This is a genomic window from Motiliproteus sediminis (assembly GCF_017912535.1).
Lineage (GTDB): Bacteria > Pseudomonadota > Gammaproteobacteria > Pseudomonadales > Balneatricaceae > Motiliproteus > Motiliproteus sediminis.
In genome coordinates, this window is the sequence record NZ_JAERQK010000001.1 from 892,083 (window position 1) to 905,940 (window position 13,858).

Annotated in this window: 13 protein-coding genes; 3 read left to right on the forward strand and 10 right to left on the reverse strand. The window is 57.3% G+C overall.

The features are described 5' to 3' along the window. Positions 1 to 21: 21 nt before the first annotated feature. Together dinG and JJQ76_RS04290 are read right to left on the reverse strand one after the other, a co-directional pair. Positions 22 to 2,136, reverse strand: coding sequence for an ATP-dependent DNA helicase DinG (gene dinG / locus JJQ76_RS04285; RefSeq protein ID WP_210395449.1), 2,115 nt, complete (start codon positions 2,134 to 2,136; stop codon positions 22 to 24). Beyond that, the gene (locus JJQ76_RS04290; protein ID WP_210395450.1) at positions 2,126 to 2,464 is read right to left on the reverse strand and encodes a glutaredoxin family protein; all 339 of its coding nucleotides are present in this window, start codon (positions 2,462 to 2,464) and stop codon (positions 2,126 to 2,128) included. Before JJQ76_RS04290 ends, dinG begins: the two co-directional genes overlap by 11 nt. A gap of 74 nt (positions 2,465 to 2,538) precedes the next feature. Here JJQ76_RS04290 and lexA point away from each other — a divergent pair, with 74 nt between their 5' ends. Together lexA and JJQ76_RS04300 are read left to right on the forward strand one after the other, a co-directional pair. Then, positions 2,539 to 3,147, forward strand: a complete 609-nt coding sequence (gene lexA, locus JJQ76_RS04295) for a transcriptional repressor LexA (RefSeq protein ID WP_210395451.1) — start codon at positions 2,539 to 2,541, stop codon at positions 3,145 to 3,147. 2 nt (positions 3,148 to 3,149) lie between these two features. Then, positions 3,150 to 3,590, forward strand: a complete 441-nt coding sequence (locus JJQ76_RS04300) for a cell division inhibitor SulA (RefSeq protein WP_210395452.1) — start codon at positions 3,150 to 3,152, stop codon at positions 3,588 to 3,590. A 142-nt stretch (positions 3,591 to 3,732) separates the two neighbouring features. Here the strand turns inward: JJQ76_RS04300 and JJQ76_RS04305 are convergent, their stop codons facing one another. The 5 genes from JJQ76_RS04305 to JJQ76_RS18200 form a co-directional block, all read right to left on the reverse strand. Then, positions 3,733 to 4,473, reverse strand: a complete 741-nt coding sequence (locus JJQ76_RS04305) for a YebC/PmpR family DNA-binding transcriptional regulator (protein ID WP_210395453.1) — start codon at positions 4,471 to 4,473, stop codon at positions 3,733 to 3,735. Positions 4,474 to 4,571: 98 nt separating this feature from the next. Beyond that, positions 4,572 to 6,344, reverse strand: coding sequence for an aspartate--tRNA ligase (gene aspS, locus JJQ76_RS04310; protein WP_210395454.1), 1,773 nt, complete (start codon positions 6,342 to 6,344; stop codon positions 4,572 to 4,574). A 61-nt stretch (positions 6,345 to 6,405) separates the two neighbouring features. Continuing rightward, positions 6,406 to 6,645, reverse strand: coding sequence for an FmdB family zinc ribbon protein (locus JJQ76_RS04315; RefSeq protein WP_210395455.1), 240 nt, complete (start codon positions 6,643 to 6,645; stop codon positions 6,406 to 6,408). 438 nt (positions 6,646 to 7,083) lie between these two features. Next, the gene (locus JJQ76_RS04320; protein WP_210395456.1) at positions 7,084 to 7,563 is read right to left on the reverse strand and encodes an HIT domain-containing protein; all 480 of its coding nucleotides are present in this window, start codon (positions 7,561 to 7,563) and stop codon (positions 7,084 to 7,086) included. Positions 7,564 to 7,620: 57 nt separating this feature from the next. Beyond that, positions 7,621 to 9,030, reverse strand: a complete 1,410-nt coding sequence (locus tag JJQ76_RS18200; RefSeq protein WP_210395457.1) for a cryptochrome/photolyase family protein — start codon at positions 9,028 to 9,030, stop codon at positions 7,621 to 7,623. A 107-nt stretch (positions 9,031 to 9,137) separates the two neighbouring features. On the opposite strand from JJQ76_RS18200, the gene JJQ76_RS04330 reads away from it, so the two are divergent. After that, positions 9,138 to 10,280, forward strand: coding sequence for a GNAT family N-acetyltransferase (locus tag JJQ76_RS04330; protein ID WP_210395458.1), 1,143 nt, complete (start codon positions 9,138 to 9,140; stop codon positions 10,278 to 10,280). Positions 10,281 to 10,358: 78 nt separating this feature from the next. Here JJQ76_RS04330 and JJQ76_RS04335 read toward each other — a convergent pair whose 3' ends face one another. The 3 genes from JJQ76_RS04335 to JJQ76_RS04345 form a co-directional block, all read right to left on the reverse strand. Further along, a complete protein-coding gene (locus tag JJQ76_RS04335) occupies positions 10,359 to 12,545 on the reverse strand; it encodes a putative bifunctional diguanylate cyclase/phosphodiesterase (RefSeq protein WP_210395459.1) in 2,187 nt (728 codons plus the stop codon). An 8-nt stretch (positions 12,546 to 12,553) separates the two neighbouring features. Further along, positions 12,554 to 13,411, reverse strand: coding sequence for an ethylbenzene dehydrogenase-related protein (locus JJQ76_RS04340; protein ID WP_210395460.1), 858 nt, complete (start codon positions 13,409 to 13,411; stop codon positions 12,554 to 12,556). 243 nt (positions 13,412 to 13,654) lie between these two features. Beyond that, on the reverse strand, positions 13,655 to 13,858 hold a 204-nt coding region (locus JJQ76_RS04345), incomplete at its 5' end, for a hypothetical protein (RefSeq protein WP_210395461.1).

A 13,858-nucleotide genomic window follows, 5' to 3' on the forward strand; every position in this document is an offset into this window, starting at 1 on the left:
CCATCTTTTTAGCCCTGATGGTCACTCGGCGACAACCCTGAACGGCGGCAAAGCAGCGAGCAAATCGCGCCCGTATCGGCGGGTTTTGAGACGGTTATCCAGAATCATCACCTCACCGGAATCGCTCTCCGAGCGGATCAGGCGGCCGCAGGCCTGAATCAGCCGTACCGACGCCAAGGGCACCGATATGGCACTGAACGGATCCTGCCCCTGCTCCCGCACCCACTCATGCAGCGCCGATTCGACCGGATCCCCAGGCACAGCAAAGGGGATTTTGGCGATCACCACTTGGGTCAGGTAATCACCGGGCAGATCGATACCCTCGGCAAAGGACGCCAGCCCGAAGATAACGCTGCCCTGACCACTGTCGATACGCTGCCGGTGGGATTTTAGTATCTCCTGCTTGCCCAGATCACCCTGAGCCAGAATACGGCTGCGCCAGACATCACCTAAACGGTCACGCACCCGGTTCAGCTGTCGCCAGGAGGTAAACAAAACCAAGGCGCCCTTTTTAGGATCGAGAAATGCATCGAGCGCCTCGGCTACCACCCGGTCATGCTCCTCAGGGTGGCCCGGATCGGCCTCAAGCCGAGGCAGTCGCAGCACCCCGTTACTGGCATAATCAAACGGACTGGGAACGCTCGCAAAACGCGTACCGGCAGGCACCCCACTGCACAGCTGAAAATGATCGAAGCGCCCCAGTGCGGTTAGCGTTGCTGAGGTAACGACCGCCCCATGGCAACGATTCCACAGCGATTCCTGCAGGGTTTCTGCCGCCAGAATAGGACTGCTACAGAGTTCGACATCATCGCCCTGCTGGAAGGGATAACGACTGAGCCAGCGAGCTTGGGGAACAGTACCCCGATGTGCCGGTTCAGCGTAGTCCTGCAGCAAACCATAAGCGGCCTCTGCCCGGCTCAGAGCCCGACCAAGCACCGGGTACCAACGCTCGGCCAACTCGCGCGAAATGCCGTGCAGCGGCTCCGACAGTGCTTCTTTCAGCACCTCCACCATGGAATCCAGCTGTACGGCCACCCGGCGTAGCGGCTGCCTCAAGCGGGCACACTGGGCTGAAATCGGCTCCGGCACGACACCATTGGCAAAACGGCTGTGCTGCACCACCGGCTCCCGGTCGTCCTCCTCCAGCGGCAACAACGGCTCGAGCAGGACCAGCAGTTCGGGCAGCAGCTCTTCCGCGCTAGCGATCGACTCGGTGACCGGCGGGTAGTAACGCAGTAATGCTTCAGCTTGAGGCAGATCCTTAGCCAATCGCGCCAAGGTCTTACTCAATTGCTTCAACCAGCTTCGGCTCGAACGGAGCCGCAAGCGATGGCTGAAATGCTGCACCGCCTTATCAGCCAGATGATGTCCCTCGTCGAACACATAGAAGGTATCCTCGGGATCGGGCAATACCGCACCGCCACCCAACGCAAGATCCGCCAGAACCAAGTCATGATTGGCGACGATGCAGTCAGCCTGATCGAGGCTTTCGCGAGCCTTGAAAAAACAGCAGCCGGAAAAATGAGCGCAGCGGCGATTGCTGCACTGGCGATGATCAGTGGTGAGCAACTGCCAGTTCTCCTGCGCAATCTCATCACGCCAGCTGTCCCGGTCGCCGTCCCAGCGCCCGCCGACATAGGCGTCGGCGAGTTCCTCAAGCAAACGGGTCTGCTCGCCATCTAGCCTCAGCGCCAGCTCATCGTCATACAGAGCCAGTCCTTCCTGCTGTTGATCTTGGCTCAGCAGCTGATCCAGCTTGCTCAAACAGAGATACCGGCTGCGCCCTTTTGCCAACGCATAGGTAAACTCCAGTCCACTGTGCGCCGCCAAATCGGGAAGATCCTTACCGATAATCTGATCCTGCAACGCAACCGTGGCAGTAGACAGCACCAATCGTTTCTTGAAGTGTTTGGCGGTCGGCAAAGCAGCAAGCAGGTAGGCCACCGTCTTGCCGGTGCCAGTTCCGGCCTCTACCACCACCACCGACTCGTCACCGCCAACCAACCCCTTGACGATTTCAGCGATCATCAACCGCTGCCCGTAGCGGGGCCGGTAGCCTTTGGCCTCCAGGTAGTGACGATAGGCCGCCTGTACCTGATCCTTGAGCTGGGCAGGAAGCTCCGCACTAGCTGCCATGAGCGACGCGCTCCCGCAAGAAACCAATAATATCAGCCGACTCGTACAACCAGCGGTCATTGTCCGGGCCGGCAATACGCAAACAGGGAACCTGAACCTTCCCGCCCTCACACAGCAGTCGCTGCCTGGCTAGAGCATCCCGGTCGATATCAACCAGAGCGACCTTCACCCCCAACCGGTTCAACTCTCTGCGAACCCCGATGCAATAGGGGCAAACAACGAATTGGTATAGCTCCAGCCCCTCAAGCTCCGGTACCCGCCCTCCATCGCGCCGAGTCGGCGCCAGCAGAGCAACTATCCAACCAAGAGCCACACGAAAATAACGCATCAAAAAATTCACCCCTTGACTGGACAGCTGTATAAAAACACATATACTGTATAAAAAAACAGCATGGCAACACAATGATCAAATTAACCCAACGACAGACCGAAGTGCTCGATTGCATCCGGCACTATATAGAAACCACCGGTTACCCGCCAACTCGCGCCGACATCGCCCGCGAACTGGGGTTTCGCTCTGCTAACGCTGCCGAAGAGCACCTCAAGGCACTGGCGCGAAAAGGCGCAATCGAGATGATACCAGGCACCTCACGCGGTATCCGTATACCCGACCTTGAGGAGCACGAGGCGGGCATTCCGATCATTGGTCGAGTCGCTGCGGGTTCACCATTACTGGCGCAAGAACATATCGATTCGCATTGCGAGATTGCGCCGGATTTCTTCACCCCCAAAGCGGATTACTTTCTGCGCGTCCAAGGCCTGAGCATGATCAACGCAGGCATTCTCGAAGGCGACCTGCTAGCGGTACACACCACCCGGGAAGCACGCAACGGCCAGATAGTTGTTGCCCGTATCGACGAGGAGGTCACCGTCAAACGATTCCAAAAACAGGGTAGCAAAGTGTTACTCATCGCTGAAAACGACGATTTTTCGCCGATAGAGGTTGACCTGAAGAGCCAGGAACTGGTGATCGAAGGTCTGGCTGTCGGCGTACTCAGAAGAGGTCACTAACTATGTTGTATTACGATCAGCAAGCGGTTGCACCATTGGATCAACCCCAACAGGACCGGAGATCAACCCACCGTCTGAATAACGGCATGGCCGGCAAGATCACCCAAGTCATTCTTCCTGATGACGACGAGTACAATTTTCAGCTATTGATGCCGCTACTAGCCCAACTCAGCCTCGACGACCGCTGGTTCGCCTGGATCGCACCACCACTAAAAATGCCCAAACAGTGGATGCTGCATGCCGGTATCGACCCTCAAAAAATCATGCTGCTTCAGCCGCGCGGCAACCTCAGCACCCTCGACCTGGCTTGCAAGGCGCTGGCATCCGGCAACAGCCATGCCGTCATCAGCTGGCCCGGAGGGTTGAGCCAGCAAGAGCTCAATACGCTGGAACAGGCAGCACGCTCCGGTGGCAGCCACGCCATTCTGCTACGCCCTCGCTAATCCATTCCCCTTACGCCGGGCTTGCCTGCTTGCAGCTCGGCGGCTTTCAGCCCGCCGTCCTGCCTTAACGCAACAAAAAGGGGCGACCAGCTTGTTCAGCTGCTGCCGCCCCTTGCCATACAAAGGATAGTTGGCGAAAGGATCACTCCTCCATCGACTCTTCCGGGATATCGGCGTTGTGATAGACATTCTGCACATCATCAAGATCTTCCAGAACATCAATCAGCCGCAGTAACTTGCGTCCAGCCTCGACATCGAGCTCGTTAGTGGTCGCCGGAATCATTGATACTTCAGCCATTACCGGCTCCAGACCAGCCTCTTCCAACGCAGACTTGACCGCCATATAGTCCTGCCGCGAGGTAAAAACATCAATGGAGCCGTCATCATTGGCCACCACATCGTCTGCTCCGGTCTCCAGCGCGACCTCCATAATCTGGTCTTCGTCGGCGCCCTCTGCAAAGGTAATCTGGCCCTTATTCTCGAACAGATAGGCGACTGAGCCGGACGTCCCCAAGTTGCCGCCAGCCTTGCTGAAGGCAGCCCGCACTTCAGACACGGTCCTATTGACGTTGTCAGTCATGGTTTCAACCAAGATCGCGACACCACCAGGCGCATAACCCTCATAGGTGAGCTCGTCGTAGTTATCGCCTTCACCGCCGCCGGCACCGCGCGCGATTGCCTTCTCGATGGTGTCCTTCTTCATATTGGCACCCAGCGCCTTATCGACCGCCAGACGCAGGCGCGGATTATCGGCAATAACACCGCCACCCTCTTTGGCCGCAACGACCAATTCACGTATCAGCTTGGTAAAGATTTTGCCCCGCTTGGCATCCTGTGCCGCTTTACGGTGCTTAATGTTGGCCCATTTACTGTGCCCTGCCATAGTGTCTTCCTCGATCTGTTGCGTTGGACAGAGTCTGCCCCAGATGCTCACCGGGGCGGTAAACCGCCCCGGAAATCATTCCTGCCCGCCAGCCGACGTTATTCCACGGGCTGCGGTTTACGCACACGAATACTCAGTTCACGCAGCTGCTCCGCGCTCACTTCACCCGGTGCTGCTGTCATTACACACGCCGCACTTTGGGTCTTCGGGAAGGCGATCACCTCGCGGATAGAGCTGGCCCCCGTCATAAGCATCACCAGACGGTCCAGACCAAAAGCCAGACCACCATGGGGAGGCGCACCAAACTTCAGCGCGTCAAGCAAGAAGCCGAACTTCTCCCGCTGCTCCTCGGCACTGATACTGAGCACCTCGAATACACACTGTTGCATTGTCTGGTCGTGAATACGGATCGAACCGCCACCGAGCTCGCAACCGTTAAGCACCATGTCATAGGCTCGCGACAGCGCACTTTCCGGATCGCTCTTCAACGCTTCAGGAGAACAGGAAGGCGCAGTGAACGGATGGTGAAGCGGCGTCAGACTGCCATCACCGGCCTCTTCGAACATCGGGAAGTCAACCACCCACAGCGGAGCCCACTCGCAGGTATAAAGATCAAGATCTTCGCCCAGTTTGCAACGCAGCGCACCCAACGCCTCGGTAACGATCTTGGCCTTGTCTGCGCCAAAGAAAACGATATCGCCATCTTTCGCATCAACCGCCTCCATCAGCGACAAGGACACCTCATCACCCAGGAACTTGACGATCGGCGACTGCAAGCCTTCGACACCCTTGGCCAGTTCATTGACCTTGATCCAGGCCAGACCTTTAGCACCGTAAATACCCACGTACTTGGTGTAATCGTCGATCTGCTTGCGGGTCAGCTCGGCACCACCCGGAACCTTCAGCGCAGTAACGCGCCCCTTGGGGTCATTGGCCGGACCTGCAAACACCTTGAAGTCCACCGATTTCATCAGCTCCTTCACCTCGACCAGTTCCAGCGGAATACGCAGGTCTGGCTTGTCCGAACCGTACCGCTCCATCGCCTCCGCAAACGGCATCCGAGGGAACTCGCCAAGATCCACCCCTTTAATATCGAGGAACAGCTTGCGAATCATCTTTTCGGTGATCGCCATAATCTGCTCTTCGTCCAGGAACGAAGTTTCGATATCGATCTGGGTGAACTCGGGCTGGCGATCAGCGCGGAGGTCCTCATCGCGGAAACACTTGGCGATCTGGTAGTAACGATCCATACCCGCCACCATCAACAGCTGCTTGAACAACTGCGGTGACTGCGGCAGTGCAAAAAACTGACCTTCGTGGGTACGGCTGGGCACCAGGTAATCACGCGCACCTTCCGGCGTGGCCCGGGTCAGAATCGGGGTTTCAATATCAAGGAAACCATTGTCATCAAGGAAGTTGCGAATGGCGCTGGTGATTTTTGAGCGCAGACGCAGCTTGTTGAGCATCTCCGGGCGACGCAGGTCGACATAACGATACTTAAGGCGCACATCCTCGCCAACCTGCTGGTGATCATCCAACTGGAATGGCGGGGTCTCTGCCTTGTTAAGAATAACCAGCTCTTTGCCCAGGACCTCGATCTGCCCGGTAGCCATATCCGCATTTTCAGTTCCGGCCGGGCGAGCACGCACCAGACCCGTTACCTGGATCACGTATTCACTGCGCACGCTGTCCGCCAAGGCGAAGCTTTCCTCGGTATCCGGGTCGAACACGACCTGAGCAATACCGTCACGATCACGCATATCGAGAAAGATTACGCCGCCGTGATCACGACGACGGTGCACCCAACCACACAGGGTTACGGTTTCACCGATGAGAGAGGAGTTGAGAACGCCACAGTAATGGCTACGCATAATTGATTCCTGTTAACTCTTTTAATAGTTCGAAGGCGAAGAAGTGCCGACAGACGAGGATTTAATTGGTGCTGGCAGAGCTGGAGCCGCCACCATCACCGGCAAGATTTTTCTTGCCGCCGGTTTTGAAATCGGTTTCGTACCACCCGGAGCCAGCGAGACGAAATCCCGCTGCAGAGATCTGCTTCTTCAGGGAGGCTTTTGAACAGGAGGGACAATCCAACAACGGCGCATCGCTGATCTTCTGCAGAGCCTCCAGCTGATGACCGCAATCAGCGCATTGGTATTCATAGATGGGCATAGTTAATCCACCGGTTGAAGCTAGACGACACAAACCGGCGATTATAACCCGATAGCCTGAAGCGAGGCATCCCCTGTCCAGGCCATTTAGCGCTATTTTTGAGGAGCGGATTGAGGGATTGCAGAAACGAGGCAGGCTCTCAGCCTGCCTCGTTGATCAGCTACGACTGACTGCCATGGGAGTTGCGCCTAACGGCCGATAAACCAGTCATCGGCCCAGAACACAATTGAAATAACACGCGCAGCGAGACGTAAGTCGCCATAACCGTGAGCGACACCAGCACCAGCGTCAGCAAGACACTTCCGTTGGCCAAATAGAGTGTAAACATGATGCGTCCCTTTTGATCAGTTCACAGGGGTCCTTTCGTGCAGGGGAACTTTAGCCCACTCCAAGCATTTAGCAAATATCAATTTCAGCTCTAGTTAGAACAATATTGCCTTAGCAGGGCCGGTATAACTCCCCCTGCTGCAGTAGTTCAATACGCTGACGGATAGTCTCGATTTCGACATCCGTGTAGGGCTGCGGCGTCACCGCCCCCCATACCGGCGCAGGCCAGGTCGGGTCATCGCTATAGCGAACCACGTGATGAAGGTGCAATTGCGGTACAACATTACCAAGCGCGGCTATGTTCATTTTCAGCGCGTTGAAGGCGTCTCGCAGATTCTCTGCCAAGTAACTAGATTCTTTCAGCAGTTGTCCCTGATCCTCGGCGGAGAGGTGGAAGATTTCGGTTACGCTCACTCGCCGCGGTACCAAAATAAACCAAGGGTAGTTGGCATCGTTCATCAACAGCAGGTCGGAGAGCGGAAACTCACCCAGTTTGACTGTATCGGCCGCCAGTTGCGGGTGCAGTTCAAAGGGATGGGTATCCGGATCCAGCTCATGGCTCTGCTCATACTCCAGCTCCAGTTCGTTCATAGCTCCTCCTGAATCGGTTCCACCCGAGTATAACCAGCACCAGCAACAACTGCCTGCTTACGCCTGATCATTCCCTGCCGCCAGGGCCTGACGATAGCTTTCCTTGCTCCAGAGCGCAGCCGACTTGTGATCCACAATCGGCTCAGGGTAACCAGCGGGGGCTCCGCCACACTCCAACTGCAATAGCGCCTTAGCGCCAAGCCCCGCCAGCTCCGGCACCCAAGATCTTATATATTCACCTTCCGGGTCGAAGCGCTGCTGCTGCCGCCAGGGGTTGAAGATACGGAACCAGGGCTGGGCATCACAGCCGGTACTTGCAGCCCACTGCCAGCTACCATTATTGACGCAGGGATCATAGTCGATCAGACGCTGGGCAAAATAGCGCTCACCCCAGCGCCAATCGACATGCAGATCCTTTACCAGAAAAGAGGCAACAATCATGCGCAGACGATTATGCATGTAGCCGCTGTGATTGAGTTCGCGCATTCCCGCATCCACAATCGGGAACCCGGTACGCCCCTGACACCAAGCCTCAAACTTCGCCTTTTCATTAGGCCAGCGCATCGCCGTCAGTCGGCGATCAAAAGGCTGCCCAAAGACCTGTGGATAGTGCCAGGCAATCTGGGTAAAGAAATCACGCCAGTGAAGCTGTCGCAACAGAGGGTGATCCTCTCCCCAACAGTGTAAAACGCGATAGTACACCTCCCGAACCGAGCAGGTGCCAAACTTCAGGTGGGCCGACAGGCGCGAGGTCCCGCGTTCTGCAGGCAGGTCGCGGCGTTCGGCATAGCCACTCAAGGTGTCAATTGCGTCCAGTAAAGACAGCGCTTCGCTGCGCCCTCCCCGCCACGCCGGTTCGCCGTCGGTGCGCCCAGCGTCAGCCGCAACAAGGGACTTCAATGCGGATGTTGCCGGTTTCTCTGTCTTGTCCCGATACCAGCCGCCGCGACTAAGGGGCTCAGGAACCGCAACCGGGATTCTCGCCGCCGAACGATAGTACGGTGTAAACACCCTGTAGGGCGTGCGATCCGCTTTGAGTGTCTGCTCCGGCGGATGCAGCAACAGGTCATCTACGGCATAAAACCCGCAACCCAGGCGTTGACAGAGCGCGGCTATTTCCGCATCCCGCTGACGACTGAAGGGGGTGAAATCACGGTTCACAAACACCGCCTCGATGCCTTCGGAACGAATCAAAGCCTCCAGTTCCCGTGCCGGCGAGCCTCGTCGAATCCACAGATCACCGCTTTCGGCGCGCAGCTCCGTGATCAGGTCGCTCAGTGAGCACTGCATGAACGACAGCGCAGGCGCGCTGCGATAGGGATGCGGCTCGACCTGCTCTGGGTCGAGAACAAACAACGGCAGCACGCTCTCGGAGCGCTCACGCGCCATGTTCAAGCCACTGTTATCAACCAGCCGCAAATCACGCCGAAAAAGAAAAACAGCCACACGATATTGACGCCCAGCCACTCACACCCTCCCCTGTAACAGCGCGTCAATCATCCGCGCCTGTGGTTCGACAAACCAGAGACCGACTATAGTACTGGGTCTTGATATAACACAACGCCCCGGCACCCATGCTTGATGTTCATCATTGCGACCGTATCAGCCAAGTCCCCGCAGATCACTGGGCCGCGCTCATGCCAGACCGCTATCCGTTTTTACAGTACGCGTATCTGCGAGCTTTGGAGCACAGCGGTGCGGTCTCGACAGCAACAGGTTGGGAACCGCACCACCTCGTACTGAGTCGAAGCAACCAAGTGATGGCGATTGTGCCCTGCTATCTCAAGCACCACTCTCGTGGCGAGTACGTGTTCGATTGGAGCTGGGCTCAAGCAGCGGAGTCTTTGGCCTTACCCTATTACCCCAAGCTACTGGCCGCCATTCCCTTCACCCCATGCCCCGGCCCCCGTTGGCTGGCAGCAGAATCGGTAAAACCTGAAGAGATCATCGCAGCCCTGGACCGGGAGACAGAGCGCCTGCAACTGAGTTCCTGGCACCTCTTGTTCAGCAACGCTGATGGCCTCTGCCTCGACCCTGACGGACGGGCGCTGCCATTGCTGGCTCGGGAAGATTGCCAGTTTCACTGGCATAACCGCAACTTCGCCGATTTTGACGCTTTCCTGCAGCAGCTCCGCTCAGACAAGCGCAAAAACCTGCGTAAGGAGCGGCGCAGAATCGAGGCACAAGGAGTTCGAATCAGTCGCATCCGGGGCGACAACCTCTGCCAGGCAGACCTTGACGTTTTCTATCGGTTCTACCGTCAAACCTACCTCTGTCGCGGCCAGACACCCTACCTGAACAAGTCATTTTTCGATGACTTGGCGGCTCACATGGCAGACCAACTGCTAATGGTCTGTGCGTATCAGGATCAACGGCCCTGTGGCGCCGCACTGTTTCTGTTTGACGACACCACCCTTTATGGGCGCTGGTGGGGCGGAGACCCGCAGATTAACGGACTTCACTTTGAAGTGTGTTATTACCAGGGAATCGAGTTCGCGATCGAGCAACGACTAGCCCGTTTTGATCCGGGCACCCAAGGGGAGCACAAGCTGATCCGAGGATTCGAGCCGATGATTACCCGCTCACTGCACCGGGTTTACGACACCCGACTAGCACAACCGCTGCAGCGCTGGACCGCCGAAGAACGCCGCCATGTCGCTGCCTACCGTGACGCGGCAATTGCCGCTCTGCCTTTTGCCGCACAACAGAAGCCATAGTTATGAAGAGGTCGGGCGCCCGCCCCCCCCTCCTGAGAACTATCGCACTCCCGTCCCCAGCATTCATTGCTAGCGGCATCAGGTAGCCGCCAGGGCGGTGGCGTGGGATATCCCGAGCTCAAGCTCATCGATCGGTTGCGCCAGCCCAAACAGCGCGCCCTGGCCGATGTCACAGTGCAGACGCGCCAGATAGCGCCCCTGCTCCGCGGTCTCGATACCCTCTGCGACCACAGCCAGACCCAGCCTTCGCCCCAGAGACACAACCGCCTCGACAATGGCCACATCTTTGCAATCACCGGGCAGTCCGGCCACAAAGCTGCGGTCAAGCTTGAGCACATCGACAGGCAGTATCTTCAGATACTCCAGCGAAGAAAAACCGGTGCCAAAATCATCGATGGACACGGTGATACCCATCGCCTTCAACTCGCTCAGCACACTGATGCTGCGTTCGATATTGTCTAGCAGCAGGGTTTCGGTAATTTCCAGTTCCAGTAACGCAGGCGGTAGTTGAGTCTGGCGCAAAATAGCCGCCACCCGAGCAACAAAACCTTCATCGATAAACTGCCGCGCCGACAGATTTACCGCGATGGGTAGCGCGTATCCATCGCGCTGCAATCGACTGCCCTCTTCACAGGCTCGTCGCAACACCCATTCGCCGATGGGCAGGATCAAACCGGTTTCCTCGGCCAGCGGAATAAACTCGTCCGGTCGAATATAACTGCCATCCTGTAACGGCCAACGGATCAGCGCTTCAAGACCACAGGTATGACCGCGGCGCAGATCGACCTTGGGCTGAAAGTGAACATCGAACGCTTCGCTCTCGATCGCGTCGCGCATCGCCGCGATCATCCGAATCTTGTGCTGCGCTTCTTCGTTCAACTGTTCGGAGAAGTAGTGGAAACAGTCGCGCCCCAGCGCCTTGGCCTTGTAAAGCGCCATGTCGGCATTGCGCAACAACTCGACCATAGACTCGCCATCTTCACCGATACGGGCGATACCGATACTGGTACTGATCTGCAGACGGTGGCGCTCCAGCATGATCGGCTCTCGAAGCGCTTTCAGTATCCGCTGGGGCAACTGGGGTAACGAGGTGCCGTCGCGCCGGGTCAACAACGCGAATTCATCGCCACCCATGCGCGCCAGATGATCCCCATCACGCACCGTGTCACGCAACCGCTGGGCAACAATTTTCAGCAGTTGATCGCCGGCATCATGTCCAATGGTGTCGTTGACCGCCTTGAAGCCATCCAGGTCCAGCATCAGTAACGAGGCGCTACTGCCACCCCGGCGCACATCGGCAAACGCCGCAGCCAGATTACGACCGAACAAACGTCGATTCTCCAACCCGGTGAGCGGATCATAGTAAGCCAGCGTCTCCGCGGTTTCGGTCGCGGCACGCGCTTCGCGAAACAGGCGGCGGATGCGCCGCGCCATGCGTGACATTTGTGACGCAAGTCGGCCGGTAGGGTCACGGCTTTTAAAGGGAGGTAACACCAACTGCTCCACCGCAATCTCCTCGGCATAGCGGGCTAAGGCCCGCAACCGCTGTTGAAAGAGCAGGAAGAGATGGGATGTCGAGCCGGCCAGAACCAAAAACACCGCAATCAGGGTAACCAGCAACACCTCGCCGATGCTGTCAAATAGCTGCCCCATGCGCTCACTATTGCGTTCCACCCGATCAATGGTGTGACCGACCCGTGAGGCCAACAGCTCCGTTTCCGCCTCCACCGAGGCTTCGATACGGCCGATTTCAAAATTGATAGCAGAGAGCGCCTGGTCACTGTCGCGGTAGATCTGGAGGCGAGAATTGCCACCTTCGGTGAGCAGCAGGTCATAACCGATACCCAGCATCATGTCGAGATAATCACGCAGTGGCAGCAGGCGATCACCAAAACTTTGCGCTTTGTCGGTTTCCAGCTCAGCGCGCAACCCCGTCAGTCGCTGGTGGACCTGGCGCACGATTTCGTCACTGCGCTCAGGGTCCAGCACCAACAGTTCAAACTCCAGCTGGAAGCGGCTCGCTTCAAGAGACAGCTGATGCAACAGGGACAATAGCCAGGCGTGCCGCTGCTGAAGCGTGCGCGCGTTGATCAGCGTTTGGCTCAGCTGCTGCTGACTATTGGTCGACAAGCTTGCTACTTCATGCTGATGACGCATCACGTAGGAACCGGCACCCAGCAGAATGAGCGCGGTTAATGCCAGATAAAGCACCTGCAGATGGGTCAGGGAGATCCGGGCACGACGGCGTGAAGAACGGCGGCTCATACCGGCTCCTAAAACTGTATCCGGAGGGTTTGGGTCAGCATATGATCGGGGTTCTCGGAACGATCAAACACTGCGATCCCCGCTCTGACCATCTTGCCCCGAGCGAAGCGCACATCATCATCATGACCGGTATCCAGCTTGCGAAGCAGCTCCACGCGCCAGAATCCGTCGCGCCATTCGCCATACGCACGCACATCGGCTACCGATCCAGAGGGGGCCTGAGCTAGCACATATTTAGGCATGACGGGCTGGTCCTTGCGACCATACAACAGGGTTCGGTAGAGGGGGTCGCCGGCATCAGATTCGCGCAGGATGTAGAGCGGGCGCCCCTGCTTGTCCTGTGTACGATAACTGCGTAACAGCTTAGTGGCGCTAATCCGGGTCAGTTTATCGTGCGCCAACCCCAGCGGATTACTCCGTGATGCTTTCCAATGCCACATGTCGGCAACAAACTGGTTTCCGGACAACCAGTCAGTACTATAGTCGCCGCTTATTTCAAATTGTAGCGCCAGGCGATCTTCGCGCTCGACACCACGCACATAGCGGCCCGACATATCATCCCAGACATAGGGTTTATGCAGCAGATCGGGCTGATCATCGCGCCACTCCACGTAAACCAACACCTGATCGTCAAAGCGCCCAACCTTCAGCAACAGTTCGCGCGCATCGATAACCGATGCCGCCTCTGTAGTGCTGGGGTGAAGGGGGAGAACGGTGCCGGCATCACCGCGCCACTCGTCAGCCCGTGCATCCAGCACGGGCGAGGAGCCAAGGATAGCAACGGGTATTAACGGCTCTGGTGCTGGCTCATCTGCGGCAGCAATAACGGGCAAGCACAGGACCAGCAGCGCTGCGAACAACTTCATCGATAGTACCTGAATCGCGTGAACGGCCAGTCCATGGCTTGCTCCGTGGCTCAAACCATCAGGCTATCAACGGGGCAACACACTTTGATAATTAATCAATAAACAAACTGTGCGCAATATTAACCTAAATGACGACAAATCGTCATCCCGTGACGGTAGATCGATACCAAAAAGGACACCTGGCGCCATTAGCATCACCAGGTGCCCCGCGTTTGCATCCGCCTTGAGAAAGCCGGCGCGCGACTAGCGATAATCCTCCACCGCCGGACAGCTGCAGAACAGGTTGCGGTCACCGTAGACGTTGTCGATCCGGTTCAGTGTCGGCCAGAACTTGGCGTGCTTCAGCCCGGCCACCGGGAACACCGCCTGCTCGCGCGAATAGGGGCGGGTCCACTCGCCCTCGATTACATCCGCCTGGGTATGTGGCGCATTCTTCAGCGGGTTGTT